The organism is Pseudarthrobacter sp. PvP004 (genome assembly GCF_017876035.1).
Lineage (GTDB): Bacteria > Actinomycetota > Actinomycetes > Actinomycetales > Micrococcaceae > Arthrobacter > Arthrobacter aurescens_A.
In genome coordinates, this window is the sequence record NZ_JAGINL010000001.1 from 2,865,818 (window position 1) to 2,892,718 (window position 26,901).

The following is a 26,901-nucleotide window of genomic DNA, read 5'->3' on the forward strand; positions in this document are numbered from 1 at the left end:
AAAGGAAGCAACCATGACGCAATCTTCTGCGCCCAAAAACCGAGAATCCCTGCCTGCCGGCGTCTGGGGCGTCGTCGCCACACCATTCCATGGCAGCACGCTGGACGTGGACCTGGACAGCCTGGCCGAACTCGTTGAGCACTACGAATCCATTGGCACCACCGGGCTGACGGTCCTTGGCGTCTTTGGCGAGGCCGCCGCCCTGACAGCAGACGAACGGCGCGACGTCTTGGAAACAGTCGTCGAAAGCACCTCACTGCCACTGGTGGTGGGCATCACCGCGCTGGCAACCCGCCCGGCGATCCAAGAGGTAATCGCCGCCCAGGAAGCCGCCGGGGCACGCTTGGCTGCCGTCATGGTGCAGGCCAGTTCGGCCGCATCCGAGACGCTGATTGCACACTTGGACGCCATTCATCGCGCCACCGGCGCCAGGGTCGTCTTGCAGGACTATCCACTGGCCAGTGGCGTCACCATCAACACTCCGGCGCTGATCTCCGTGGTCAACGCCTGCGACTATGTCGTCGCCGTCAAGGCCGAGGCACCCCCCACCAGCGTCGCCATAGCGGAATTAAGTGCCGCCGTGGACGTCTCCGTTTTCGGTGGACTCGGCGGGCAGGGACTCTTGGACGAACTGCTGGCCGGTGCCGCAGGGGCGATGACGGGTTTCTCCTACCCCGAGGCCCTGATTTCCTGTATCCGGGCGTGGCAAGAGGAAGGCTACGAAGCTGCCCACCGTGAGCTTTTGCCGTTCCTGCCCCTGATCAATTTTGAGCAGCAGGCAAAAGTGGCCTTGGCCATCCGGAAAGAGTGCCTTCGGGAACGCGGGCTCATCAAGGACTCCGGTGTCCGGGCACCGGCCGCAGGGTTCCCGGGAAGCCTGCGGCCCGGCATGGGCACGCACCTTCGCGAAGCTGCCCGGGCACTAGATGCCGCGAAAACCACGGCAGGGAGCTTCTGATGGATCTGGGAATCGCTGGAAAGACCGCCATGGTTGCTGCATCCACGGGCGGGCTGGGCCTGGCCGTGGCCCGTGCGTTGGCCGCCGAAGGTGTCCGAGTGGCCATCGTTGGCAGACGCAGGGACAGGGCCAAGGACATCGTCTCAGAGCTGCAAGCAGCTTACGGAATCGGTTCACTGGGTGCCACCGGCTTTGACGCCGTGGCCATCGAAGCGGACCTCACCACGCCCGAAGGCATCGAGTCCGCAGTGCAGCAGACGGTTGCCGACTTGGGGCCAATCGACATCCTGGTTCTCAACGGTCCCGGCCCCAAGCCAGGCGCCGCGGCGACCCTGGGCTCAGAGGACATCGCCGCGGCTTTCGATCTTCTTCTTAAGCCCCATCACGCACTGGTCTCCCACGTCCTCCCGGGGATGCGGCAACGGCGTTGGGGCCGCATCCTGGCCATTGGATCCAGCGGCGTTGTGGCCCCGCTGCCCAACCTTGCCGTATCCAACACGGGGCGCGCCGCCTTGGCCGGGTACCTCAAGACCCTCGCCGCGGAAGTCGCCTTGGACGAAGTCACCGTGAACCTGCTCCTCCCCGGCAGGATCGCCACCGACCGTGTCACCCAGCTCGATCAAGCCGCAGCAAAACGGCGCGGCAACACGCTGCATGAGATTCAGCTGGAATCCCGCAAGACCATCCCCGCCCGCCGCTATGGAGAACCCGCCGAGTTTGGTGCCGCTGCCGCCTTCCTGTGCAGCGCGCCGGCGTCGTACATCACCGGCATCGCACTCAGGTGCGATGGCGGACTGATCCGCAGCCTTTAGCCCCCACTACTTCACAAGGAAAAACCATGACGTCCACAGCTTTGGAAACCACCCTCGGACAAAAAGCCACCATCGCCGCCCAGCACCTGATCAATGGTCAGTGGCTCGGCGAGGCCGACACGCAAAGGATGAACCCGGCACGTCCGGATGAGCCCGCTGCGTTTTCCCCCAGCGGCTCAACCCAAGACGTTGACGCAGCCATCACGGCAGCCGCAGCAGCCCAGCCCGGGTGGGCTGCCTTGCCCGCACCTTCGCGCGGCACCATCCTCATCACGGCTGGCAACTTGCTCATTGAACGCCAAACCGCCATCGCCGAGGACCTGGTCCGAGAAGAAGGCAAGACCCTGGCCGAGGCCAAGGGAGAGGTCAAGCGTGCCTCGGACGTTCTGCGCTTTTTCGGCTCGCTCGGCTGGGCTGCCACCGGGGAAGTCCTCCCAAGCGGCCTGCCGGACACCACCATCACCACCCGCCGCGAAGCGTTGGGCGTTGTAGGCCTCATTACCCCGTGGAACTTCCCCATCGCCATTCCGGCGTGGAAGACCGCGCCGGCACTGATCAGCGGCAACACCGTTGTCATCAAACCCGCCGAACTCACCCCGTTGTCCGCGACGCACCTTGCCCGGGCCCTGCAGGACGCCGGCCTGCCGGCAGGGGTGTTCAACGTGGTGCACGGCAAGGGCCGGATAGTGGGCGACGCCTTGGCCCGGGATCCGCGCATCGCCGGTATATCCTTCACGGGCTCCACCAATGTGGGCCTCGGGCTGCAGGAGATCCTGAATGCCCGCCGGGCACGCGTCCAACTGGAAATGGGTGGCAAGAACGGCGTCCTGGTTCTCGATGACGCCGATGCCCGCAAAGCGGCCCAGGTAGTGGCAGCCGGCGCCTTCGGTCTGACCGGCCAAGCCTGCACCGCAACCTCCCGGGTATACGTGACACCGGGAATCCGTACCGCGTTCCTCCAGGCACTCGTGGAAGAGGCTGCCGCGTACACCACCGGGGACGGACTCGACGGCGGGGCACGCATGGGCGCTGTGGTGAGCAAGCAGCAATTCGAACAGGACCAAGCAGCGGTACGTGCCGCCGTCGAGCGCGGAGCGACGCTCCTGCACGGACGTTACGACGGCGACACGAACGGACCCCTGTTCTTCCCGGCCGCGGTTCTTACGGACCTGCCCATGGACGACGCAGCGGTGACGGAGGAGATCTTTGGTCCGGTAGTAGCCGTGCTGGAAGTGGCGGACTATGAAGCGGGCTTGGCCGCGATCAACAATTCCCGCTACGGCCTGACGGCCGGTATCTGCACGGATTCGCTGGCACTCGCTACGGACTTCAGCGCCCGGGTACAGGCCGGCGTGGTGAAGGTCAACCGCCCCACCGCAGGCCTTGACCTGAACGTTCCCTTCGGAGGCGTGAAGGATTCCTCCACCAACACCTTCCGTGAGCAAGGCAGGTCCGCCCTGGACTTCTACACGTGGGGCAAAACCGTCTACACCGGCATCTAAGGCGCCATGAGCTACGTGATCGCCCAGCCCTGCGTAGATGTGAAGGACAGGGCATGCATCCAGGAATGTCCCGTTGATTGCATCTACGAGGGCGATCGTTCGCTCTACATCCACCCTTCCGAATGCGTGGACTGCGGTGCCTGCGACCCCGTGTGCCCTGTTGAGGCGATCTACTACGCAGACGACGTCCCTGATGAATGGGCCGACTACGTCATGGCCAGCGTGGAGTTCTTCGAGGAACTAGGGTCTCCCCAAGGTGCCGGCGCCATGGGTCCGGTGGGCCGCGACCATCCCGTCATCGCCGCCGAACCTCTGCGTGTTGGTTAGTTACTGTTTGAAGGAGCCAGCCGGTAGCCGACGCCGCGGACCGTCTCAAGCCACCGTGGCGCCTGGATGCTGTCGCCTAGTTTCTTGCGCAGGTTCCCCATGTGCACCTCAACGGCACGCTCGTCAGCATCGCTGACGTAACTTCCGACGTCGTACGGTTCGTTGCGGAGGCGACGCGCGAGGTCTGCCTTGGTCCGAACAATCCGTCCCGTCTCCAGCAATGCGAGCAGGAGGTCGAACTCGGTGCGCGTCAGCTTCAACTCGGTACCGTTCAGGACCGCGGTGCGGGAACCGGCAGAAACGGCCAAGCCGTTATGGCTCATCTCCGGGTCCACCACTTCTTCCGGAGCGCTCTTTGTTTCCGATGACGCGCGGGGCCGTCGCATCATCGCTTCAACACGTGCGCGCAGTTCCCGGGGGCGGAAGGGCTTGGTGAGGTAGTCGTCGCCGCCGGCTTCCAGACCCATCAGGGTGTCCAGTTCTTCAGCGCGCGCCGTGAGCATGATGATGTAGGCGTCGGAGGATTTACGAATCTGGCGCGCTACCTCAAAACCATCAATATCGGGAAGGCCAAGATCCAAGGTAATAACATCGGGATTCAGCTCACGGGCCGATGTCACACCTGCGGATCCCGTGGACGCAGTATGCACATCAAATCCCGCCTGGGATAGAACTACGCGTACCAATTCGCGGATATCCTGGTCATCTTCAATGACCAGCCCCACACGTGCTTCACTCATCGCTGCCCCTCAGCCCCTTCGATAACCTCAGAAGTATATCCATTTTGGTTAGGCTGATCTCATGAACCGACTTTCTTCCGCATCTTTGGTGGATGTGCCATGACCCACCCTTCGACTTGGGATATTGGTGAAAAGAAGAAATTGTTGGTTTTTAGGCGCTCTTTCCACGAACATACCCTGCGTATGCGCGTTGTCCTCAGCCAACTGCCGTTGTCTGTGTGTGTCTGCATTTCAGCCGTCCTGGTTTGGCTGTATTTTCCGGCCACCCTCGAAAATCCGCTGTTCCTCATTTTCCTGCTGAGCCAGGCACTCCTCCTGGCACTGTGCATCATGGTGCCGTGGCACCGGCTCCCCTTCGCCAGCTTCCTCACCATCCCCATCCTGGACATGGTCTCCATCGGTTTCGGACGGGAAGGTGCGGTGGAGTCCATCACCGGCCTCAGTGTCCTGGTGGTGCTGCCGGTCATCTGGCTGTGCGCTTCCGGGTTGTATCCGAAGCTCGCCATTGTCCTGTCCTTCCTTGGACCGTTGGGGATCGTCTGGGTTCCCCTGTTCGTGAGGGGCACCCTCAGTGAACAGGACTTCACCAAACCGCTCCTGTTCCCCATACTGATCCTGGGTATCGGTGTTTCTGTCAGCGTTCTGACCCTGAGCATGGTGCGCCAGCAACGCGCTTTGGAGCTAAAGGACGAGGCCCTGAAGGAAGCGTTGGACGTCAGCACCAAACAGGAACGGCTCCTCAACACCGTCATGGAGACCCTACCGTTGGGCGTAGTGGCTGTTGATGGCGACGGGCACGACATCCTCATGAACCGCCGCCAACGCCAAACACACGCCTTGGCAACTCCCTCGGACAACGACGATCCCAACGAATCCCAGTTGCTGATCTTCGAATCGGACAGGACCACGCCACTGGCGGTGGACCGTCGACCGGTGCGACGTGCTGTGCTGGGCGAACGGTTCACCGACCAACTCGTGTGGCTGGGCTCCGGAGCCGATCAACGTGCCTTCACTGCGAGCGCACGTCCCATGGTGGACGACGCCGGGAAGTTTGCCGGATCGGTGGTGGTGTTCAGCGACGTGACGGATCTGGTGAACGCGCTTGCCGCCAAGGACGACTTTGTTGCCAACGTCTCCCACGAATTCCGTACCCCCTTGACGTCCATCCTTGGCTACGTGGAACTCATTCTGGACGATCCGGACGCTCTCGATGCCCGAGCCCGCAAGCAACTGGATATCGTCAGGCGCAACGCTGAGCGGCTGCTCACGCTGGTCTCGGACCTCCTGGTTGTGCGCTCGGGCCAGATCGTCATTCAGCCCCATGCCGTGGACGTGGCCGAGCTGGTAAGGGGCAGCGTCAACTCTGCCGAACCCCGCGCAGCGAAGGCCGGCATCCGATTGTCCATGGACATTCCGGAGGCCTTGGAAGCCCACGTTGACTCGTCCCGCATTGCGCAGGTACTGGACAACCTGGTGTCCAACGCCATCAAGTACTCCCCCGACGGCGGGGACGTGGAAGTAGCGGCCTGGGAGGACCAGGACTTTGTGTTCTGCCGGGTCACGGACACCGGGATGGGCATGAATGAGGAGGAACAGGCGGAGGCCTTCACCAAGTTCTTCCGCGCCGGCGGTGTCCGCAACAGCACCATTCCCGGTGTGGGCCTGGGGCTGCCCATCAGCAAAGCCATAGTTGAAGCCCACGGCGGCACCATCATGGTGGCCAGCGAGCCTGGCCAGGGCACCACTTTCACCGTGAAGATACCAGCCTGAGCGTCAGTGCTTGGCTGCCGCTGGACCCATCTCTGCATCGCGACGGCGGCCGAACAGGAAGTAGCTGACCGGCCCGAAGAAGTTGATGAAGGAGACTGCGCGCCAGATGGCCTTTTTGCCCCTGATTTGCTGGTCCGGGGTCTTGCCGATGCTTCGCTGCGCAGCGCCCAACAGGGCCATGTTCACCGCTCCGCTGACCAACAGCATGATCCGTTGGCCTTTGGTCATATCGCGCCACGATTTCTTGCGGGCCATGATGCCTCCATCCGTGAAGATTTACTTATCAGGCTAGTCCGACGCCGACCGGCCCGCCACAGCTTGGCGTACAACTTCGCCCCATGATTGTTCGGCCAAGTCAGCCACCGCGGCCAGGATCTCCGACGGCGGCAAGGACAGATCCAAGGGATACTCCACAATGTCGATATCCGTGTTGAGGATACGGCGCAGCTTTACTTCCCCCGCTCCTGCGTAGATGAGCCAGGCTGTGGGAACCCTGAGGGCCGTGCAGTATGCCAGCAACTGGTAGTGGTCGGCGCTCAAGGAGGCACCGGCGTCGGAAGCGGCCTGGTATTTGGAGTCATAGACCACCACGGGGCGGCCACCCAGGAAGTGGACCGCGTCAGGGCGGACAGTCAGGCGATCGGAGTCCCGAACGGCTTCGTTGAGGAGGGCCCCATACTGGAGGCGCATTTCACCCGGGTGGGCACTCATGGCCGCCCTCAGCGCGGTCCCCACAAATTCCTCGAACACCTGGCCCATGTCCACCACGAAGGACGCAGTTTGCTGTTTACCCTCGCCGGCTTCGGCGGAAGCATTGCGGAGGATCACCTCGGCCAACCGCAGCACCGCGTGATACCTCAGGTTCATCCGGCTGGCCCGCCACGGCGGCAGGGGCGCACCGGACTGAAGCCGGGTGACGGCGTCGAGCTTTCCCTTAAGCTGCCGCAGGCGGCTCAGGACATCCGGCCGAACCCCCGGAACCTTACCCATCCGCTCCAACGCAGCACGGAGGATACGGTTCTCAGCAATGTCCTCTGTGAATTCGTCGTAGGAGACCTCCAGGGGCACCATCATTCCCGGACGGCGGGAGATCTGGTCCGAGATCCGGATACGCCCCTTGACGGTGCGCAGCGATTCTTCCACTGTCAGGTAGCCCTGCAGGACGCCACGGCTCAACGCTCTGTCAGCCAACTGGGCCAGCGATTCCGCCAGGGCACTCCACAGATCCGGGTGTTCCACGGCTTCCACTGAATGGTCGCGAAAGCCCTGTTCCCCGGCGTAACTGAGCAGGAAGAGGAGCCGGCTCAGGCCCAGCCGATCCTTGGGACGCACTTCGAGCTGCACCGTGGCGGTGCGGACTGAGCCCACCTTGCCCACAGGTTCAATCCGGTAGAGGCCCATGCCCATGGGCGAGGCCTTGGCCAGGCCGCTGGTATTGATGAACGCCGCCGATTGGGGATCGAGTTTGTCCACCACCCCGCGGGAGAGTTCGTCCATGACGATGTGCCGGGGCCCGGAGCGAGCCCGCCCGGCTGTGGCTGTAGCCCGCCCGGCAGCCGAAGACGTTGCCGCCGCACTGGCAGGCGCTCGGCCGGGCCTGGGCGGGATGGCTTTAGCGGGCTGCAAGACGTCCCAGCAGCTGATCCAGGCCGAAGCGTTCCTCCAACTGCGCCCGGTTCAACTGCCCGTGGTAGTGCTCCTCCAGCAACGGCATGAGCTCGTACTTCCAGATGCGACGCAGTCCTGTGGGATTCCGGGCAGCATTCTTCATGAAGTAGGACGGCCCGATCATCAGGTCCCGGTCCCAGTCGTCGATCGCGTCGTTGAGCGCATCCAGCAGGTCCGCGTTGAGGGTGTCCAACCCCCGGGCTTCCAGGAAGCGGCGCAGCGTACCGCGGATCGGCTCTTCCTTGGGGTGAAGCTCTATGAAGGCGAAACGACGTCGGATGGCGGCATCCATCATGGCGATGGAGCGGTCCGCAGTGTTCATGGTGCCGATGATGTAGAGGTTGTCCGGCAGGCTGAAGGGCTCGTTGGGGCTGTACTGCAGGTAGATGCGGTCATCCCGGTACTCCAACAAGAAGTACAGCTCACCGAAAACCTTGGCCAGGTTGGCACGGTTCATTTCATCGATGATCAGGAAGTACGGTTTGTGCGCATTCTCGGGCTTGGCAGCTTCCTCCGCCAAGCGCCGTAGCGGTCCGGCGACGAGCTTGAAAGAGACTTGGCCGTCGTCTGTTTTGTCCGGCCGGTAGCCCTCGAAGAAATCCTCGTAGGCATACGAAGGGTGGAATTGCACCAGCTTCACACGTTCATCGGTGTGGTCACCGGCCAGCTCGGCGGCAAGGTGCTTGGCCAGGTACGTCTTGCCTGTACCCGGCGGACCGTACAGGACCAGTTGGCGGTTTTCCTCGAGCAGTTCCGCGATCTCCTTGAGCGGTTCGAGATCCATGTGCAGGGACGCCGCGAACTCTTCCGTCAGGGGCCGGAACCCTTGCTGGATAACCTCGACGACGGTGGTGGGCGGCGCTTCATCCTCGCCATCGGTTTCGGCCTCCACGGGGAGCAATTCCTGCAGGGCCTGAATCACCCTGGTGACGTCCACGATGATGCCCGGCGTGGATAGCTGACGCTGGGCGTGACGGGGAAGCTCGGGGATGGCGTAGCTGTCATCGAACCACCGGACTTTGCGGCGGATGCGTCTGTTGTCCTCGTGGTGTTCAGGTTCGCCAAGGACCACACCAACCCGGACCCGGCCGGCGTGCTGGTACAGCGTGAGATCGCCCGGCTTCATGACCGTCAGGAACGCGAAGACAGCCGTCTTGGTGTCTTCCCGTTCCACGTAGCCCAGATGTTTGTAATCCTCGTCCACGGCATGCTGAACTACGCCTGCCGTGACCCCTGCGGTGAGGGCTCGCAGGTGTTCGACGTCCAAGGTGGCCTTTTCTTCGGCGACCCAGGCGGCCAGGAGGTCAGCATTGTCGTGATGCGTGCGCAGGAGCCAGGATCGGCGGCCTGGATCTCCCACTTTGCGCCACTGGCTCACCAGTTGGCGGGCGTACCAGTCGATGCGCTGCCCGGCTTGCTCGTCCAGGTGCAGGCGGATGCGGTGGATGTCAGCGGTGATGTCCTCATCCGTATCACCTTTGGCACCGCCCACGAGAGAAGCAAAGGCGTCCCGGATTTCCTGGCGTTCAACATCTGCCACCACGGGCTCGAAGTAGCTCGGCCACACCAAGTACTCGATGCTGCGGCGCAGGGCAGGCTGGTCCTCGGGCGTCGCTGCCGCCAGTTCGTGGAACTTCAACGGATCTGCGAGTGCTTCGTTGATGGTGGCCGTGCTTTGGCTGTCCACGTGGGCAACGAAGCGGCACAGCCACTTCAAGTGGTCCCAAATGGTCCAGTTGAACTCGGCGGTTCGGTCACGGATAACGCCGTGGTCCGTCATGCCCTCGTATAGCTCTTCCGGCAGCTCGATGGGCGGCTCAACCCAGGATGCCGCCTCGGTGACGCGGGCGCGCTTAACCCGCAACGACTTGACCTCATGCGCGAGCGGCAGTGATTGCAGGAACAGCAGTTCCACGGCCAGCAGTTTGGCTTCCCGGGAAGCGCCATCGAGGTTCTGCCGCAGGTTGGTCATCATGGGCGCCTTGGAGTCCTCAACCCCGCGTTCGAGCCTCTCCAGAAGCTCGCCCGCCGCATCTGCGGTCCACGTCAGCGTCCTGCCGTCCAGCGCCGAAGGTCTCCCGTGAAGCGCCGGACCCAGCACATACCAGGCCGCGTCCTCGATCTCCTTGGAGACTCCGGGGGCACGGTCAATGGCAGTTTTTACGGAGGGAATCACCATGCCAACTTACCTTGTTTGGCTTATCCAAGCATCTGGATATCCACAGGCTGGCAAACCGCCGCGTGAGTGCGGTGCTAGCTCCCGTCCCGTAGCTCGGCCGGAGGTTCTTCCTTCAATTCGATGGCGTCGAAACGTGCCTCGCAGCCATCCCCCATGGGTGCCTGCGACATGAAGCCGACGTGAACCGGTTTCTCCGTATCCAGCCTGAACAGGCGGACAAAGGACCAGTCCCTGCCATCCGTTGACGAGTGGAACGCCCACGCCGGCCCCACCCTGCTGACGCGCAGGTAGACCCACGGCGCTGTCACCACAGGCCCGTTGGAGTCGTCTGAATAACCGTTGGTCACCACGCTGACCACCATCGCTTCACCTTGCGGAGAATATTCGAAGCAAAGCTTGGCCCAGTGATCGCTGTCCGCCCACAGAGTCAGCACACCGGCGTCGAACGTTGTCCGCGGCGAGGCCACCAAAACCCGCGCCGAGAGCGAGAACGCAGCCGGCGCCCTGAAGCCGAGCGCAGTGGCGCCGTGCTGCGGTTCTCCTCCGAGGGAGTCATTGGTCCAGTCGACGCCCGATGCCGCGGCGAGCGTCAGCGTCGCCTCGGCCTCGTCATAGCTCGCGTGACCGGCGGACGATGTCCACTCCAATGCCGGCAGTCCTGCTATCTCGGGAATCAATCGGTGCTCCTCAGTGTCCTGGACAAAAATGGTCAAGAACACGCTTTCAGAGATGTGCGCGGATGTGCGGGAGGCCACACCGGGAGACCTCTAATGCATCCCGAACTGGTACGCCGCCGGCACTGGCTCGCCTGGACAAACCTCTTCCCACAACGCCGCGATCGCGTCTTCGCCTTCGCGGAGGTCCGGAATCTCCACCCCTTCACGCAGGATCGCGGCTGCCTCGGTTGCCTTCCCTGTTCGCGCCAGAGCCAGCGCCCTGAGGAACGTCAAACGTCCGACGGCGGCGCCCTCCTTGGGTGCCGACTCCGTCAGTTCCAGCGCCTTGGCCGGGTCCCCGTGCCGGATGCTGAGTGTGACGGCCTCTGCCAGGAAGGCCGTGGTGGAGGGGTCGGTTTCTACGCCGTTCCGGAGTTCGACCAGCCCATCGGCATCCTGCCCCTCGGCGAGGAGCGCCAAGCCCAGTCCCCTATGCGCGAGCGCTTTGGTAAGTGGCCGCACGTCGCCGGCCGCCACCACCTCCCGATACAACGCTTTAGCCCCGGCCAAGTCCTGCCGTGCATGCATCACGGTGGCCAGGTGGAATGTCGCTTCAGGACTGTCCTGCCCCGCCAGCAGCTCCTCCCAGTCCGCCCCGGCGACGAAGCTGGGCGCGCCGTCGAACGTTGTTCCGTGCAGCAGCCCAAGCCACGGTTCCTGCTCGGCCGTGACGCTCTCATCCACGAAAGGTGTACCGCTTTCATCCACCCAGCCTTTACCGGTTTTCAGTCGTCGGGCACGCTCCACTACGCCCCAACCGCTGCCGTGCAGCAGCATTTTCGACGGCGGGACATCGGCATCGTTGATGGCGGCGGGAAGCATGGCCTCAAGTTCCTCATGCGGCAGGAGTTGTTCCAAACGCTCGCCGGCGTGCGCCACCGCGGCATCCCAGTCGGAACCGTGCGAGGTCTTCGGATCAAGGTGCCCGTTCCCGTACGCTTCAACCCATGCCCACTCGGCGCCGGCGGGCATCACCAAGTGTTCGAACTGCGTCTGCGCGAGGCCGGCCTGGATCTCGGCGTACGGTCCGGCTCCGGGGCTCAGCCACTCCTGCCACCGCTTTCCGCCCTGCCCTTGGCCCCACACGAAGAGCTTCTTTCCCCGCAGGAGGCCCGTGGACAGCATCGCCAGCCCGTCGCCGTCGTCGTCCACTGCCGCAACCCAACGCCGTTCGGAAGGGTCGATGTCGAAGAAAAAGTCAGCCGCATGCGGACTGTTGACCAGCCACGTGCCGTCATACCCTTCGTGGTCGGTAGGTCGCACGCGGGTAATGTCCGTGGCGTAGTCACTGCCGAAAGCCTCGTCTGCCGGCGCGATGACCCGTGTGCGATCGGTTTCCGGGATGGCTGCGTTGCTCCACCAATACATGGGGACATCGTGCTCATTCGGGTTCCGCAGCCTGACCGCGGCGAACAGGACGTCCGAGTCCGCCGGCAACCACATGTCCACCTGGAACACCACTTCCCGCAGACGCTCGTACTCCCACACGCGCAGGATGTGCTTGCCGTCCGGGGTGTGAACGATTGCGGTGTGCAGTGGATCGCAACTGGTGGGCGAGTGTCCGCGGGTGCCGATATTCCACTCAAGTCCGCCCGCGAACCATGCCTTGCGCAGCGCAATGTTGGCCAGCTGCGGAGCGTCGTGGGTGTGGAGGAGCTGCTTGCCGGTGGCTTTGTGGAACAGTTCCCAGATACGGCCGCCCAGCGACGGGATGATGGTCACCTTGAGCTTGGAGTTTTCAAGTACGACGGCGGGCAGTTCCTTGGGTGCCGCGTCGCGGCTGTATCCGTCCTGCATGAGGTACGGGTACACGTTGGGCACCACCCCGTAACGGGCCGACGCTTGGAGATCTTCAGGAACGCCCTCTCCCACGGTGTAGGGCTGGTCCAGTTCGGCCGCCACTACAGGCAAGGGGTTCAGGGGGCCGAGCTCGGCCATGGTCAGGGCGATGGTGGTGACGGTGAGAGTGGATGTTGCTGTGTCAGTCACGTCAGTATCCGATCGTGAGAAGGAGGCCGCGCTGCGGCTCGATGGTTATGGCTTCGCCGGGCGCGTAGCTCGCGGCAGATTGGAAGCCGCGGATGGCCGGCGCCTTGGCTACGGCATCTTTGGCGGCCGCGTCGTCGTTGAAAATCAACGTCACATGCTCAGTTTCCCCGGCCCATGACGCCAGCGCCACAACCATTCCGCGCCCGGTCACCCACGTGGTGGCCAGCACCTCCGGGTGGCTGGTTCGCACGGGCCCGTGGGGATCCCAGAACCCGTGCATGCGCCCGTGCTCCAGCCCGGTTTCGGCCCAGAACTGCCAGAGCGGGCGGTTGTCCACGGCGGGTGCCCTGCCTGTCATGCCGAACACCATTCCGCGCCATGGGTTGCCGCCGCCTTCCAGCATCTCGCCCATGAGGCCGAAGGGAATGCCGGATAGCTCCACCAGCCAATAATCGGGGCCGGTGGTGTGGTAATCGAAGTACTCCCCCAGCCAGAGCCTGTCCACATAAGGCAACTGCTCCATGTACAGATTGGCGGAGGACGCGTAACCGTCGTGGGCAGTGAACTGGTTTGCGGAGTGAAGGTCTATTTCCGGCCCCTCAACACCGCGGGCCAGGCATGCCCTCTCAAGGACCTTGCGGACCCGCAGCATGGCGTGGCGGTCGTACGCGATGTCGTCCAAGTAGATGCCGTCGATGCCGTCCTCGCCGTCGGCCAGTTCCTGGAGGCTCCGCACATAGAAGTTCTCCCACCGCGATTCGCCCGTAGTCACCACGGCAATGTCTTCCACGTTGGGTGCGAACCACGCCGAAACGTAGCCGCTCCCCGCATGTTCCTGCAGCCAGATGTGCCCCTTTCCGGGGCCATCGCTGAAGATCTCGTGGTCCAGCTGCAGCAACGGCAACAGCTCCGGGCTGTGGAACGTGAGTTCGCGGACCGTGTTGTACACCTTGGCCTTCAGGCCGTGCCGGTGGCACTCGGCCGCATACCTCCGCAGCGGGTCCTGGGTCAGCAGGGGATCATTGATGAACGGCGCCGGCGCCGTGGCGTGATGGATGTTGACCACCGTGGCGCCGGCGGCCTTGATGTCCGCTGGGTTGTCAGGAGCGTGGAAGTAGCGTTTTCCGAGGTGTTTGCCGGGTTCGATCGGCTTGAACGGTGTCAGCAGCAGGCGGAAATCGAAGTCCAGCGGCTCGTTCGCCCTGAGGGTCCGGGGTCCGCTGAAGGCACGCAACGTCACTGTCTCCTCTTTGGTCCGCAACGCGACTCCCCCACGGACTGCGCTTTCGGCGCCGACCTGGTGGCGGTTGGCCCACGATCCCGGTTCCACCAACGGCTTCTCCCGGTAGAAGTTGGTGTTGAGCGGTCGTTCATAGCTGCCATCACGGAGGGCAAGCTGCATGCCGATATTCACACTCCCCAGCCACAGCGCGTCCTGGTTCTTCGCCGCCACCTCCCACGTCCAGTCCAGGGTCTCCGGCCGGCGACCACCTGGAACGCCCAAACCCATGGCCAGCGGCACCGTAGCCTTCCGAAACTCAAGGTGCAGCCCGACGTCGTTCACGTCCAAAGTCCCTTGGGGCGCGAGGCGAAGCGAGTACGAAACTGCACCATCGGCGTCGAGAACGCCGTTCAGTTCCAGAGCCACCGCTACGTTGCCGTCCTTGCGCCCAGTCCAGGTGCACCGCCACGAAATGCGCGCCGGGCCCTCCTTTGTGAAGACGAGCTCGCCGTGGGTCCAATCAATTCCCTCAATATCCAGCCGCAGCGGAGCATCAAAAAGCTCGACGGCGGGACCATCAGTTCCGGTCACGGCAGCAGTGAAGGTAGACGTCACCTGTGCCGGGAGACCTGACTCCGTCAGCCGCAGGGACCTGCCCAGAATCCCCAACGTCCTGCTCGATTCGTCCAAAATGATGGGCGTGAAAGGACTGACGAGCTCCGCGTCCTGGGCCACGTCTGAGTCCAACCACGCCAGGCGACGCAGAAAACGCGGATCACCGAAGCCGCCCGCGGCGACTGCCGGTTCCGTGTCCGTTTGGCCGACAACATCAAGCGTGACCGTGACGTCCCAGACCGCTTGGCCGGCTGCGGTAATCCTGGCCAACGCCTCCAGGGTGTTTCCGGCAGCGCTCGGAGGGACTGGCAGGATCACGTACAGCGCCTGCACCTGCCCCGCCGGTACCGTCAGGGTCCTCTGCCATGGCCTGCCGAGACGATCCACGCCGCTGGTGTTGATGCAGTGCCCGCCCGCCGGGGAGCTCACTTCCACAGCCACACCCTCCAGGTCTTTTTGGGCATACAGCCCCAGTTGGACCACGTAGTTCTCTCCGGCCTGCGCCGTACCGCGGAAGGTCCTCGCCGGTCCGTTGATCACCCAGTGCGCTGGCAGCTCCCTTTGCATCGAGAGGGGATTCAGGCGGTCCTCGGGAAACACCAGGTAGGCCTCGTCCGCGTATCTTCTGTGGAACTTCTCCAACTCGTCCGTGCGGGCAGTGAAGTTCATCGGCGCGAAGGAGTCGCGCTCACTTGCTGCCTCGTAACGGAGGACAGTCGCGCTGGATGGTTCAGCTTCCGGCAGCTCGCGCTTTCCGGGCACCCAGACTGAACGCCCGACGGCGGCCGCCCAGGCAGGTTCTGCGGCCGGACGATGTGGGAGGTACTGCGCCTGCGGATAGTGGGCTTTGCCCAGCATGGCGTAGGGCAAGTAGTAGACGAAGTAGGTCCCGTGTCCGTCGATAGCCTCGAAAACGATGCTTCCGGTCTCCCGGGTGGCCTCTTCCACGATCACGTTCCGGACTCTTGTCCCGGTCTTTTCGGAGACGACCATGACCTCCACGGAGGCCGGGTCTTGGTCCTGCCGCCGCCAAGGGATGACTACCCTGTACGCGGTTGCAGATCCAGTTGCGTTCCCGTCCTGCCACTCCGCTGCGTCAACTACTTCCGCTACTTCCACTACGAAACGGTGGTTTCCGTAGAGCAGTTTGTCCCACGTCCCGATGCCACATTCCACCTCCGGGTGGCCGTTCGGTGGGGTGCTCTTGCGACTCGTTGTTGGAGGGGAAATGACGGCCGATGAAACCGGCGAGGGCAGCGGCATCGCTGAGACTCCTGAAGGTAGCTTCCGGGGCTTTTCACCGAGTTGGTGAATCCTTACATCATCCCGGCGTTCCGCGGAATCGTAAAGGGTCATTGCGATGCGTACTCACTGGCATTTCTGCCCAAATGGGACTGGACAGATTCAATGACGCGGGCCCCTGCCCATCGAGACTGAACTCCCTATGGCCCCGCCCCCTATTCGGCGGCGACGGGCTGCTTACATTGAAGCGGCGAGGTTCAGCGCGTTGACTTTCGCCTTGGCTGCCCGGACTACCAGGCGATCGGTGATGGTGTAAGCAGTGGGATCGCTGCCGTCCTGGGCGCCAAGGGAAATCGCTCCACGGCCAAGGGTGGAGACGGTCTTCTTCGCGGACAGGTGAACAGCGGACAGCCCCGCTGCGTGCATCGCCGGGATGTCCTCCAAGGACAGACCTCCGCCGGCCATGATTTCCACGACGCCGCCGGCCTGCTCCACCATTCGGGTCAGGGTTGGCAGGCCTGCCCCGGCGGTAGCTTCGTGCCCCGAAGTCAGGACCCGGGTGAAGCCCAATTCCATGAGCTGCTCAAGGGCGGCCAAAGGGTCGCTGGATTGATCGATGGCCCGGTGGAATGTCAGCTGCGCTTCAGGATTGGCATCCTTGGCTGAGCCCACCAGACGCTGTACTGCCTGCATATCCAGTTCTCCCGACGGAGTGAGCGCCCCAACCACCACCCCGTGGGCACCCTGGGCCAGCAGGTGGCGGATTTCGTGGACCATCGTGTCAATGTCCGACGCCGAGTACCGGAAATCACCGGGCCTGGAGCGAATCAGCGGATGAATTTCCAGGCGGCCATCAACGTGCTCCACGCTTGCTTCCATGAGTCCTTGGCTTGGCGTGATGCCACCAAGTTCAAGACTGCTGCACAGCTCAATGCGGTGGGCTCCTTCGGCGGCGGCCGTACCTGCACCCGCCGCGCTCACCACGGCAATTTCAAGTTTCATGCTGAAACTCTACGGGCCTCGGAGGTCAAGCCTGGTACTTCTCCAACTTTTCCTTTTGCTCCGGAGTGAGCCTCAGGACCCGCCCGGTGGCTTCGGCGACGAAAGCCAAATGAGTAGTGGCTTTGACGCAGTCTTCCCGTGTTACAGGGTCCTTGATCACGTAGTGGAGATCGAAGCTTGCACCCTTGATGGCACCCACCCAAATCTCCACGACAGCCGGGATGTTGCGGTAGTCAAGCGTCCGGACGTAGCGGACCTTGTGCTCCACCACGAGGGTCATGGTCCCCTCCGCGACATCGTTGAAGAGCGCGGCAGGAGGTTCCACTCCGGGAAGGCCCGCACCGCGAGGCGGCCCGAAGGCAGCGATACGGGCTTCCTCCAGCATGCGTACAATCTGGACGTTGTTAATGTGTCCGTAGGCGTCCATGTCACCCCAGCGCATGGGCACCAGGACCTCCAGGCGCCGGGGTGCCATGGACTCCTTCAGTGCCTCAGCGCTCAGCTGTGCACCGCCGTCGAGTCGTCCACTGCGGCCTCTTCCTCACCCGCGAACTGGGACATGTACAAGCGGTAGTACGCGCCCTGCTGAGCGAGCAGCTGGGTGTGGTTACCCTGCTCCACGATCTTGCCGTTCTCCATCACCAGGATGGTGTCCGCGTCCCGGATAGTGGAGAGGCGGTGGGCGATCACGAAGCTCGTCCGGTCAGTGCGGAGGGCAGCCATGGCTTTCTGCAACAGCAGTTCAGTTCGCGTGTCCACAGAGCTCGTGGCCTCATCCAGAATCAGCAACGAAGGGTCGGAGACAAAGGCACGGGCGATGGTGATGAGCTGCTTTTCACCGGCGCTGACGTTGTTGCCTTCTTCGTCGATGATGGTCTGGTAACCGTCCGGAAGGGCACGCACAAAGCGGTCCACGTAGGTGGCCTTGGCTGCCTGCATGATCTGCTCTTCGGTGGCATCCAGGTTGCCGTACTTGATGTTGTCGTAGATGGTCCCGCCAAAGAGCCAGGCATCCTGCAACACCATGCCCACCTTGGACCGCAGCTCCGCGCGGCTGAGGTCCTTGATGTCCACGCCGTCCAAGGTGATCCGGCCGGCATTGAGCTCGTAGAACCGCATGACGAGGTTCACCAAGGTGGTTTTGCCGGCACCGGTGGGGCCGACAATCGCGACGGTGTGACCAGGTTCTGCAGCGAAGGACAGGTCTTCGATGAGCGGCTTGTCCTCCACGTAGCTGAACGAGACATGCTCAAACTCAACATGGCCGTCGGTCTTGGAGGGCAGGTGGCGCGTGCCGGTCTCTTCAACCTCTTCGTCGGCATCCAGGAACTCGAAGACGCGCTCAGCGGAGGCGACGCCGGACTGCAGCATGTTGGCCATACCCGCAATCTGGCCCAACGGCTGGGTGAATTCGCGCGAGTACTGGATGAAGGCCGTGGCGTCGCCGAGGCTCATGGAGCCCGAGGCAACGCGGAGGCCACCCACCACGGCAATGCCGACGTAGGAAAGGTAGGACACGAAGTTCATGGCCGGGAAGATCACGCCGGACACGAACTGTGCACCGAAGGATGCCTTATAGAGTTCTTCGTTCTTCTCGTCGAAACGCTCCAGCATGTCGGCATCGCGGCCGAACACCTTCACGAGGTCGTGGCCGGAGAACGATTCCTCGATCTGGCCGTTGAGTGCGCCGGTGTTCTTCCACTGAGCGGCAAAAAGCTTCTGGCTGCGGGCACCAATGACGCCCGCAACGATGCCGGACAGCGGCAACGCAATCAAAGCAATGAGCGCCAACTCCCAGGACACGATGAACATCATCACCGTGATGCCCAGGACTGTGAGAACGGAGCTGACGAGTTGGGAGAACGCCTGCTGGAGACCCTGCTGGACGTTGTCGACGTCGTTGGTCACGCGGGACAGGATGTCGCCACGCTGGCGGGTGTCGAAGTAGTTCAGCGGGAGTCGGTTGAGCTTGGCCTGGACGTCGTTGCGGAGCTGCTTGATGACCCGCATGACAATCCTGTTGAGCAACCAACCCTGGGCCCACAGGAAGATGTTGGCCACAAAGTACATCAGGAGCACGATCGAAATCAGGAACGTCAGCTTGGGGAAGTCGATCCCGTTGGTGAGTTCCATCTTGGAAACCATGTCCGCGAAGTTGCCCTGGCCCTGCTGGCGCATGAGTTCAACGAACTGCTCCTGGGAGACCCCCTCCGGGATCTGCTTGCCCATGACGCCGCCGAAAATAACGTCCATGGCGCTGCCGAGGACCTTGGGAGCAATCACGTTGAGGACTACCGAGACAATGACGAGGCCGATCACGATGTACACGCCAACGCTCTCGGGCTTCAGCAGACCCATGAGTCGTTTGGCGGACGGCCAGAACTCCTTGGCCTTCTTGGCCGGGACGTCGCCGAACATGCCGCCGTCGGCTTCAGAGGGGACGTACTCCTCCTCAACGAAGTCGTCGTCATCAAGCGCCTCGGTTGCCACCTCAGCCTCGGCTGTTGCCTTGGCATCCTTGGCGGCCTCTGCCTTGGCAGCCCAGCCACGCTTCTTTTGCTGGTTCTGCTCGCTCATGCCACTTCCTCCACGCTCAGCTGGGATTCAACGATTTCCTGGTACGTGGGTGACGTCTCCAGGAGTTCGTCGTGCGTTCCGCGGTCAACGATCCGGCCGTTATCCAGCACAAGGATCTCGTCAGCGTCCGCGATGGTTGAGACGCGCTGGGCCACGATGATGACCGTGGCGTCCCGTGTTTTGGCCTTCAGGGCCTTGCGCAGCCTGGCGTCGGTTGCGACGTCCAAGGCGGAGAACGAATCGTCAAACAGGTACACGTTCGGCTTGGTGACCAACGCCCTGGCAATGGACAGCCTTTGGCGCTGACCACCGGAAACGTTGGTGCCACCCTGCGCGATCCGCCGGTTCAAGCCGGATGACTTTTCTTCGACGAAGCCCTTGGCCTGTGCTGTCTCCAATGCATCCCACAGTTCGTCGTCGGTGGCATCGGGCTTGCCGAAGCGCAGGTTGTGCTCGATGGTCCCGGAGAACAAATACGGCTTCTGCGGCACCGCGGAAACGCGGCTGGTGATCTCGGATGCGTCCATCTTGGTGACAGGCACGCCGTCGAGCAATACGTCACCGGAGGCGACATCGTAAAGCCGCGGCAGCAGTGAAACCAGGGTGGTTTTTCCCGCGCCCGTGGAGCCGATGATGGCCAGGGTTTTTCCTGGTTCCGCGGTGAAAGAGATGTTGCTCAGCACCGGCGCCTCAGCACCGGGGTACTTGAACGTGACGTCGCGGAACTCCACGCGCCCCTTTTTCTCGGCCGGTACCAGCGGTGAGGTGGGGTTGTGGATGGAGGGCTCGACGTCGAGCACCTCGCCGATGCGGTCCGCACAGACGGACGCGCGGGGAATCATCATGGCCATGAACGTTCCCATCATGACCGCCATCAGGATCTGCAACAGGTACTGGAGAAAGGCCGTGAGCGCACCCACCTGCATGTCGCCGGAGTCTACGCGCTGTCCGCCGAACCACAGCACGGCAGCCGTAGACAGGTGCAGGATCATGCCGATGGCCGGGAACATCAGGACGAACAGGTTGCCGATCTTCACGGACACTGCGGTGAGGTCCTCGTTGGCGTCACCGAATCGCTTTGCCTCGTGGGGCTCACGCACAAAGGCACGAACCACGCGGATACCGATGATCTGCTCGCGGAGCACGCCATTGATGGCGTCAATCTTGGTCTGCATGGAACGGAACAGCGGCATCAGGCGGACGACGAGGTAGCCCACAACGGCCACCAGGACCGGAACGGAAACCCATACGAGCCAAGAGAGGTTGAGGTCCTCACGGAGGGCCATGATGATGCCGCCAACACACATGATGGGCGTGGAAACCATAAAGTTCAGGCCCATGAGCACCAGCATCTGTACCTGCTGGACGTCATTGGTGCCGCGGGTGATCAGCGTGGGCGCACCAAAACGGTTGACGTCCTGGGCGGAGAAGCTGCTGACCTGCCGGAAGACGCTCCGGCGCAGGTCCCTGCCGATGGCCATGGCAACACGGGCGCCGAAGTACACGGCAATGATCGCGGTCAGCACCTGTCCAAGGGCGACACCGAGCATGAGCGCCCCGGTCTGCCAGATGAAGTCGGTGTCTCCGCGGGAAACTCCCTCATCAATGATTTTGGCGTTGAGGCTGGGGAGGTAGAGCGTGGCGATGGTGGACGCCAACTGAAAAATCAGCACAGCCACAATCTGCGGCAAATACGGCTTGGAGTAGCGCCGTATAAGGGTGACAAGCATGCCCACGGGTCCTTAGAAAAAGTGCGTGAATGAGTTAAGAGAAGTTTGGCAGCAGGGGCTGACAGTATTAGCCTCCCCACTCTACGAAATCCGTTGCCCGGGCGAAACAACTTACGGAAAAGATCATCCCAGCGGAGTATTTCCCGTGTCGCGGGTGCTCCCGCTGCCGCAGGCACCAGGGCCGCTGCAGGCAACAAAAACGCCGGCTGGTCACCCAGCCGGCGCTTCCGGTCCCGCCCTTGTCCGCCACGCCCTGCGTAGTACGCCGGGCGTGACGAACAAGGGCAGGATCCGTAGTGGAGTTAGCCCGCGTGCTTGCCGTGGTCCGAACGTGCTTCGACGCCTTGGAGGAGCAACAACGCCATGCGCTCCTGCTGCCGCCGTTCGCGCTTGAGTTCCTTGCGGATCGCGGCGAGCTCCTCCGCGGTGTGGGCCTGCTGCTCCGCAATGGTTTGCTGCTCCCGCAAACGGGCCTGCAGCTCCACGTTGGCTCGGCTGAGCTGTAGCTGCTGTTCGGCCAGGACGTACTGCGTTCGGGACAACTGCTCCTGAACTTCTTTCACGTCGGCTACACCTTGGGGTCGTTCCTGCGTGAGGATCCGAGCAAACTCGAGGTCAAGATCGGTTCCGGACTCCGCACTGGGAACCTGGCTGCCGCCCCCTGGAACGGCGGGGTGGGCACCCATGCGGCGCGCGCCGTCGTCGGACGCTTTCACTGCGTCCATGGCCGCCGTGTCCAGCGACATTCCGGCGTCTCCCGACGCTGTGGCAATGAGTTCCTTTTCCGGAGCGGCATCAACCGTGCGGCGCAACGGACGCTCCTTGATGAACAGCACAGCCAGTAGAGCCACGACGCTGATGATCGCGGAGATCAGGAAGATCTGCGCGGTCGCGTCACCGTAGGCTGCCCGCATGATCTCGGCGATGGGGGCGGGCATGTCCGCCAGGTCCATGCTGGCTCCAGCGCCACCGCCCTGGGCAGGAATACCTGCGGCAGTCATTCCCTCAACGGCAAGGTCCTTGACGTGGTTGGACATGATGGCACCGAGGACGGATACGCCAATCGCGCCACCTACCGAGCGGAAGAACGCCACCGAAGCGCTGGCGGTTCCGATGTCCTTCGCCTGGACGGTGTTCTGAACAGCGAGCACCAGGTTCTGCATCAGCATGCCGAGTCCAAGGCCAAACACGCCGGTGTAGATCGCCACAATCCACAGTTCAGTGGTGTGGTCCATGGTTCCGGCGAACGCGAGGCCACCAATGAGGAGGACGGAGCCTGCGATCAGGAACCTCTTCCACTTACCGAAACGGCTGATCAGGATGCCGGACGCGACAGAACCGATGAGGTTTCCGGCGATCATGGGCAGCGTCAGCAGGCCGGCCTCGGTGGGCGTAGCGCCGCGGGCAACCTGGAAGTACTGGCCCAGGAAGGTGGAGGAACCGAACATGGCGATACCAACGGCAACGGAGGCAACAATGGCCAAGGCCGTGGTGCGCTCGGAGATGATCTTAAGCGGGATGATCGGCTGCGCAACCTTGGTTTCCACGTACACCAGGACTGCCAGCAGGGCCACGCCGCCGCCCACCATGAGGGCGGACTGCCAGGAGAACCAGTCGTAGTAGTCCGGGTTGCCGGCGAAGGAAACCCAGATGAGGAGCAGGCTCACACCGGACGTCAGCAGGATGGAGCCGAGCCAGTCGATCTTGGCGGGCCGCTTGATGTGCTGGATCTTCAACGTCACCTGGAGCAGGATGAGCGCGACGACGGCGAGCGGCACGCAGACGAAGAACGTCCAGCGCCAGCCGAGCGGGCTGTCAACGATGAAGCCGCCCAACAGTGGGCCACCGGCCGTGCCGACGGCCATGACGGCACCCATGTAACCGGAGTACTTGCCGCGGTCACGCGGGGGAATCATGGAGCCGATGATCGCCTGCGCCAAGGCGGTGAGGCCACCCATCGCCACGCCTTGGATCACGCGGGCGGTCAGTAGCAGGGGAATGGTTTCGGACAGGCCGGCCATCACTGAGCCGGCCACAAAGATGATGATGCTCAGCTGGACCAGGAGCTTCTTGTCGAAAAGGTCCGCGAGCTTGCCCCAGATGGGCGTCGTGGCAGCGTTGGCCAACAACGCGGCCGTGATGACCCAGGCGAAGTCGGTTTGGGTGCCCTTGAGCTCGGACATGATGGTGGGCAGCGCATTAGCGACGATCGTGCTGCTGAGGATTGCCGTGAAGAAGGCTGCGAGGAGGCCAGTCAGTGCCTCCATGATCTGCCGGTGGGTCATGGGCGCGGCGGCCTTGTTAACTGAGGCGTCCACCGCCTTCGGGTGTTGTACTGCTGGTGTAGCCATGCGTGGGCTCCTAAGCTGTCTGGTTTGTTGTGATGGAGCCGGCCGCCGTTGCCCGGATTGAGTCCTTGAGGGACACAGTGAGTTTGTTGATCACCTGGGAGGCCTCAAGGGCGTCAGCCTCGCTCCAATCCGCCAGGTAATCCCGCAGTCTCACGCTGCGTTGTTCTTCGAATTCGCGTAGTTTCGCCGCGCCTTCCTCCGTGAGGGCAAGAAGTTGGGCCCGTCCGTCCGCAGGGTCAGGACGCCTGACCACAAAACCAAGCTCCTCGAGTTCAGTGATGTGCCGACTCAGGACCGGGGCGCTGACACCGAGTCGGGTGGCGAGCTGCGTAGCGCGGGTCTCCCCCTCGCCGACGAACCGCATCACTCCCTGCAACGCCATGCCGACGTCGGGAACGCGGGCCATGTGGGCGGTGACCACGCAGCGCAGCGTGCGCTGGAGGTCGAAGATTTGATGCACAAGATCGGTTGCTGTGGCAGAACCGACGGACATGCGAAACACCCCTCTTTTTGTTTGCCTAAAGCAACTATAACGCAGAATGATTGCTTTGGGAAACTAAAGATAAGATTCGGGCATCAGGCGCTGAGAACGCGGGAAGAGTGCCAACACGCCGCAAAGCTCCGGGCGAATTCAACGGCTTCCCGCGAACTCGGCCCCGCGGTTAAACGCGAACAGCCCCCGCACGGATCACCGTACGGGGGCTGGCTGCGTCTACTTAGTCGTCCAAGTGTGTGGGGCCGAACATCTTCAGGAGCGTTTCAACCACGACGACGTTGGGTCCGTCCGCTTCGAAGGACGCCTTGAGCGCGTCCCCCACTTCCTCCGGGGCAACCCGGCGTGCCGGGACACCGAAGGACTCTGCAAGCTTCACGAAGTCCGGGCGGGCGAGCTCGGTGGCAGTGGCTTGGCCGAAGGCGCCCACCATATATTCGCGAAGGATGCCGTAGCCGCCGTCGTCCACGATCAGCCAAGTGACCGGGACGTTGTGCTGCTTGGCGGTAGCGAGTTCGGAGATGGAGTACATGGAGGAGCCGTCACCGGACACAGCAAGCACACGACTTGGCTTACCGGTGGTCTCCAGCCCCACGGCACCACCAATTGCTGCCGGGAAACCATAGCCGAGGCCACCGGCGCCCTGGGCGGAGTGGAACTGGCCCTCGCGGGCGTCCCAGCAGCTCCAGCCCCAGTACGCGGAGATGGTCATGTCCCAGAACGTCTGCATGTCAGCAGGAACTGCCTCACGGATGTCGGCCATGAACTTCAGTTCCTTGGCCAGGTCCTGTGATTCCAGGCGTGCCTTGACCTTGGCCAGGGAGTCCTTGACCACGTCTTCCGGACTGGTTCCGTGCCAGGAGCGCGTGGCCGTGGCCGCGGCCCCTGCTGCTGCGAGGGCTTCGTCCAAGGCTGCGAGGGCTTGGCCGGCGTCGGCACGGATGCCCAATCCCGGCCGGTTGGATTCGAGGACGCGGGGTTCGGCGTCAATCTGGATGATCCGTCCGCGGGGTTCGAAGGTGAAGTAGTTCGAGGTCACCTCACCCAGGGACGAGCCAATGACGATCAGGACGTCGGCGTCTTCCAGGACATCGGTCATGTACCGGTCCTCGATCCACGACTGCAGGGAAAGCTCGTGGGTCCAGGGGAAGGCACCGTTGCCGCCGGGGGTGCAGATGACCGGAGCGCGCAGCTGCTCGGCGATCGAGAGCAGCGACTTCTCAGCCCGGCCACGACGGGTACCGCCGCCTGCGATGATCGCCGGGCGTTCCGCCGTCGAAAGCCATTTCACGGCCTCGCGAATCAGCTCGACGCGCGGCGGGTTGTCGAATGCCTCGGCGAGCGCGTCTTCAACCGGCGGGACCATGATGGGGTCCAGCAGGACGTTCTGCGGGATTTCGATCCACACCGGGCCCTGAGGCGAGGAAATCGCTTCGGTCCAGGCGTCCTGGATGGCCGACGGGATGCCCGAGGCGTGCTGGATCAGTCGCTGGCTCTTGGTGACGTTCGCGGCCGAGGCCTTCTGGTCATCGAGCTGGTGCAGCATGCCCTTACGGCGTGCGCCCAGACCGTCGAGCGGGATCTGACTGGCCACCACCACCATCGGAACACCCGTGGCGTAAGCTTCCTGCAAGCCTGCCAGAGACGTCAGCGCGCCGGGTCCGGTGGACAGGAACAGCACACCAACTTCGCCGGTGGCACGGGAGTAGCCGTCCGCTGCGAACGCCGAGTTGTTCTCCACACGGGAGGAAACGAAGTGCAGGTTGCCGCGGCCCATGGCGTCAAAGAGACCCAACGCGTGCTGGCCCGGGATACCGAAGACAGTCTTCGCGCCAAGCGCTTCAAGGGTCTCGACGACGAGGTCCCCGCCGTTGCGCTGGTTGGTCCCCTTGGTGGGGGCTGCTGTGCCGGGATCGAAATCGATCATCGCTGGTCTCCGGCTGCTCCGGTTGCCTGAGCGAGCTCCGCGATGCGGGCACCGAGTGCCTGCTGCGCGTAACCGTTGGGGGCGCCGAGCCGGTCGCCTTCCACGGCGTTATCCGCCATGAGGGTCACGAGCTCGTAGGCCACGTGGCTGCCTGCAACACCGGTGATCTCTGCGTGGTCGTAGGCCGGGGCAACTTCCACGATGTCCGCGCCCACGAGGTTCATGCCGCGGAAGCCACGGATGATTTCGAGGAGTTCGCGGCTGGTGATGCCGCCGGCTTCGGGGGTGCCGGTGCCGGGTGCGTGGGCCGGGTCCAGGACGTCGATGTCCACTGAGATATACAGCGGGCGGTTGCCGATGCGGTCCCGGATCTTCGCGACCGTTTCCAGGACGCCCTGGTAGTAGACGTCGGCGGAAGTGACGATTCCAAAGCCGAAGCGGTGGTCGTCATCGAGGTCCTTCTTGCCGTAGAGGGGTCCGCGGGTACCGACGTGGCTGATGGCCTCGGTGTCCAGGATGCCCTCTTCCACCGCACGGCGGAACGGGGTGCCGTGGGTGTACTCGGCGCCGAAGTACGTGTCCCAGGTGTCCAGGTGGGCGTCAAAGTGGAGCATGGCGATGGGCTCGCCGGCTCGTTCCGCTGCTGCCCTCAAGAGCGGGAGGGCGATGGTGTGGTCGCCACCAAGGGTGACCAGCTTGCTGCCGTTAGCTGTGAGGTCCAGCGCGTTCTGCTGGACGGTCTCAATAGCCTCATTGATATTGAAGGGGTTCACGGCCATGTCGCCGGCGTCGGCAACCTGGATGTTTTCGAACGGGCTCACGTCCCACGCCGGGTTGTACGGACGCAGCAGGCGGCTGGCCTCACGTACGTGGTTGGCACCGAAACGTGCGCCGGGGCGGTAGGAAACGCCGGAGTCGAAGGGGACGCCAACAACGGTGACGTCGGCCTTCGAGACTTGGTCCAGGCGGGGCAGGCGGGCATAGGTGGCGGCACCGGCGTAGCGCGGGATGCGGGATGAATCGATGGGGCCGAGGTTCCCGTTGGCCTCAATACGGAGCTCTTCCAAAATATGCCACTCCT

20 protein-coding genes are annotated in these 26,901 nt (G+C 63.2%); 5 read left to right on the forward strand and 15 right to left on the reverse strand.

Annotation, left to right across the window (positions count from 1 at the left end):
* Positions 1–13 precede the first annotated feature (13 nt).
* Genes J3A64_RS12850 through fdxA form a run of 4 tightly spaced genes read left to right on the forward strand, consistent with a single transcriptional unit; the run spans position 14 to position 3,599 of the window.
* On the forward strand, positions 14–958 hold the full coding sequence (locus J3A64_RS12850) for a dihydrodipicolinate synthase family protein (RefSeq protein ID WP_210064468.1): 945 nt from the start codon (positions 14–16) through the stop codon (positions 956–958).
* The gene (locus J3A64_RS12855; protein WP_210064469.1) at positions 958–1,770 is read left to right on the forward strand and encodes an SDR family oxidoreductase; all 813 of its coding nucleotides are present in this window, start codon (positions 958–960) and stop codon (positions 1,768–1,770) included. Before J3A64_RS12850 ends, J3A64_RS12855 begins: the two co-directional genes overlap by 1 nt.
* 26 nt (positions 1,771–1,796) lie before the next feature.
* Positions 1,797–3,272, forward strand: a complete 1,476-nt coding sequence (locus J3A64_RS12860; RefSeq protein ID WP_014920962.1) for an aldehyde dehydrogenase family protein — start codon at positions 1,797–1,799, stop codon at positions 3,270–3,272.
* Between the two features lie 6 nt (positions 3,273–3,278).
* On the forward strand, positions 3,279–3,599 hold the full coding sequence (fdxA, locus tag J3A64_RS12865; RefSeq protein WP_011773809.1) for a ferredoxin: 321 nt from the start codon (positions 3,279–3,281) through the stop codon (positions 3,597–3,599).
* Here fdxA and J3A64_RS12870 read toward each other — a convergent pair.
* Positions 3,596–4,339, reverse strand: coding sequence for a response regulator transcription factor (locus tag J3A64_RS12870; RefSeq protein ID WP_210064470.1), 744 nt, complete (start codon positions 4,337–4,339; stop codon positions 3,596–3,598). The genes fdxA and J3A64_RS12870 overlap by 4 nt on opposite strands.
* Before the next feature lie 99 nt (positions 4,340–4,438).
* Here J3A64_RS12870 and J3A64_RS12875 point away from each other — a divergent pair, with 99 nt between their 5' ends.
* On the forward strand, positions 4,439–6,109 hold the full coding sequence (locus tag J3A64_RS12875) for a cell wall metabolism sensor histidine kinase WalK (protein ID WP_014920961.1): 1,671 nt from the start codon (positions 4,439–4,441) through the stop codon (positions 6,107–6,109).
* A gap of 3 nt (positions 6,110–6,112) precedes the next feature.
* On the opposite strand, the gene J3A64_RS12880 is transcribed toward J3A64_RS12875, so the two are convergent.
* From J3A64_RS12880 to speB, 14 genes are all read right to left on the reverse strand, one after another.
* Positions 6,113–6,364, reverse strand: a complete 252-nt coding sequence (locus J3A64_RS12880; protein WP_011773806.1) for a PLD nuclease N-terminal domain-containing protein — start codon at positions 6,362–6,364, stop codon at positions 6,113–6,115.
* A gap of 33 nt (positions 6,365–6,397) precedes the next feature.
* The gene (locus J3A64_RS12885; protein ID WP_210064471.1) at positions 6,398–7,606 is read right to left on the reverse strand and encodes a restriction endonuclease; all 1,209 of its coding nucleotides are present in this window, start codon (positions 7,604–7,606) and stop codon (positions 6,398–6,400) included.
* 115 nt (positions 7,607–7,721) lie between these two features.
* Positions 7,722–9,956 (reverse strand): McrB family protein, encoded by a 2,235-nt coding sequence (locus J3A64_RS12890; protein ID WP_210064472.1) that lies wholly within the window; start codon positions 9,954–9,956, stop codon positions 7,722–7,724.
* A 74-nt stretch (positions 9,957–10,030) separates the two neighbouring features.
* On the reverse strand, positions 10,031–10,633 hold the full coding sequence (locus J3A64_RS12895) for a DUF1349 domain-containing protein (RefSeq protein ID WP_081589167.1): 603 nt from the start codon (positions 10,631–10,633) through the stop codon (positions 10,031–10,033).
* Between the two features lie 90 nt (positions 10,634–10,723).
* The gene (locus J3A64_RS12900) at positions 10,724–12,661 is read right to left on the reverse strand and encodes a DUF5107 domain-containing protein (RefSeq protein WP_307807195.1); all 1,938 of its coding nucleotides are present in this window, start codon (positions 12,659–12,661) and stop codon (positions 10,724–10,726) included.
* 1 nt (position 12,662) lies between these two features.
* A complete protein-coding gene (locus tag J3A64_RS12905) occupies positions 12,663–15,761 on the reverse strand; it encodes a glycoside hydrolase domain-containing protein (RefSeq protein ID WP_210064473.1) in 3,099 nt (1,032 codons plus the stop codon).
* 216 nt (positions 15,762–15,977) lie between these two features.
* A complete protein-coding gene (locus J3A64_RS12910; RefSeq protein WP_210064474.1) occupies positions 15,978–16,742 on the reverse strand; it encodes a copper homeostasis protein CutC in 765 nt (254 codons plus the stop codon).
* A 25-nt stretch (positions 16,743–16,767) separates the two neighbouring features.
* A complete protein-coding gene (locus J3A64_RS12915) occupies positions 16,768–17,184 on the reverse strand; it encodes a thioesterase family protein (RefSeq protein ID WP_011773799.1) in 417 nt (138 codons plus the stop codon).
* Positions 17,185–17,240: 56 nt separating this feature from the next.
* Positions 17,241–19,319, reverse strand: a complete 2,079-nt coding sequence (locus J3A64_RS12920; protein WP_014920953.1) for an ABC transporter ATP-binding protein — start codon at positions 19,317–19,319, stop codon at positions 17,241–17,243.
* Positions 19,316–21,049 carry an ABC transporter ATP-binding protein gene (locus J3A64_RS12925; protein WP_011773797.1) on the reverse strand — a complete coding sequence of 578 codons (1,734 nt, stop codon included), beginning with the start codon at positions 21,047–21,049 and terminating at the stop codon, positions 19,316–19,318. Before J3A64_RS12925 ends, J3A64_RS12920 begins: the two co-directional genes overlap by 4 nt.
* 302 nt (positions 21,050–21,351) lie before the next feature.
* Complete coding sequence (locus J3A64_RS12930) at positions 21,352–23,400, reverse strand: MFS transporter (protein WP_210064475.1); 2,049 nt, start codon at positions 23,398–23,400, stop codon at positions 21,352–21,354.
* Between the two features lie 10 nt (positions 23,401–23,410).
* A complete protein-coding gene (locus J3A64_RS12935) occupies positions 23,411–23,893 on the reverse strand; it encodes a MarR family winged helix-turn-helix transcriptional regulator (RefSeq protein WP_210064476.1) in 483 nt (160 codons plus the stop codon).
* Positions 23,894–24,116: 223 nt separating this feature from the next.
* On the reverse strand, positions 24,117–25,820 hold the full coding sequence (locus J3A64_RS12940; RefSeq protein WP_011773794.1) for a thiamine pyrophosphate-binding protein: 1,704 nt from the start codon (positions 25,818–25,820) through the stop codon (positions 24,117–24,119).
* On the reverse strand, positions 25,817–26,887 hold the full coding sequence (gene speB / locus J3A64_RS12945; RefSeq protein ID WP_011773793.1) for an agmatinase: 1,071 nt from the start codon (positions 26,885–26,887) through the stop codon (positions 25,817–25,819). The genes J3A64_RS12940 and speB overlap by 4 nt, the downstream gene beginning before the upstream one ends.
* Between the last annotated feature and the right edge of the window lie 14 nt (positions 26,888–26,901).

Excerpts from the sequence above, each read along its gene's own strand:
- J3A64_RS12850 (WP_210064468.1), top strand. The coding sequence starts at position 14 with ATGACGCAATCTTCTGCGCCCAAAAACCGAGAATCCCTGCCTGCCGGC.
- J3A64_RS12880 (WP_011773806.1), bottom strand. The coding sequence starts at position 6,364 with ATGGCCCGCAAGAAATCGTGGCGCGATATGACCAAAGGCCAACGGATC.
- J3A64_RS12855 (WP_210064469.1), top strand. The coding sequence starts at position 958 with ATGGATCTGGGAATCGCTGGAAAGACCGCCATGGTTGCTGCATCCACG.
- J3A64_RS12935 (WP_210064476.1), bottom strand. The coding sequence starts at position 23,893 with ATGTCCGTCGGTTCTGCCACAGCAACCGATCTTGTGCATCAAATCTTC.
- J3A64_RS12890 (WP_210064472.1), bottom strand. The coding sequence starts at position 9,956 with ATGGTGATTCCCTCCGTAAAAACTGCCATTGACCGTGCCCCCGGAGTC.
- J3A64_RS12915 (WP_011773799.1), bottom strand. The coding sequence starts at position 17,184 with ATGCGCTGGGGTGACATGGACGCCTACGGACACATTAACAACGTCCAG.
- J3A64_RS12910 (WP_210064474.1), bottom strand. The coding sequence starts at position 16,742 with ATGAAACTTGAAATTGCCGTGGTGAGCGCGGCGGGTGCAGGTACGGCC.
- J3A64_RS12875 (WP_014920961.1), top strand. The coding sequence starts at position 4,439 with ATGACCCACCCTTCGACTTGGGATATTGGTGAAAAGAAGAAATTGTTG.
- J3A64_RS12930 (WP_210064475.1), bottom strand. The coding sequence starts at position 23,400 with ATGGCTACACCAGCAGTACAACACCCGAAGGCGGTGGACGCCTCAGTT.
- J3A64_RS12925 (WP_011773797.1), bottom strand. The coding sequence starts at position 21,049 with ATGCTTGTCACCCTTATACGGCGCTACTCCAAGCCGTATTTGCCGCAG.
- fdxA (WP_011773809.1), top strand. The coding sequence starts at position 3,279 with ATGAGCTACGTGATCGCCCAGCCCTGCGTAGATGTGAAGGACAGGGCA.
- J3A64_RS12885 (WP_210064471.1), bottom strand. The coding sequence starts at position 7,606 with ATGGACGAACTCTCCCGCGGGGTGGTGGACAAACTCGATCCCCAATCG.
- J3A64_RS12940 (WP_011773794.1), bottom strand. The coding sequence starts at position 25,820 with ATGATCGATTTCGATCCCGGCACAGCAGCCCCCACCAAGGGGACCAAC.
- J3A64_RS12860 (WP_014920962.1), top strand. The coding sequence starts at position 1,797 with ATGACGTCCACAGCTTTGGAAACCACCCTCGGACAAAAAGCCACCATC.
- J3A64_RS12905 (WP_210064473.1), bottom strand. The coding sequence starts at position 15,761 with ATGCCGCTGCCCTCGCCGGTTTCATCGGCCGTCATTTCCCCTCCAACA.
- J3A64_RS12870 (WP_210064470.1), bottom strand. The coding sequence starts at position 4,339 with ATGAGTGAAGCACGTGTGGGGCTGGTCATTGAAGATGACCAGGATATC.
- J3A64_RS12920 (WP_014920953.1), bottom strand. The coding sequence starts at position 19,319 with ATGAGCGAGCAGAACCAGCAAAAGAAGCGTGGCTGGGCTGCCAAGGCA.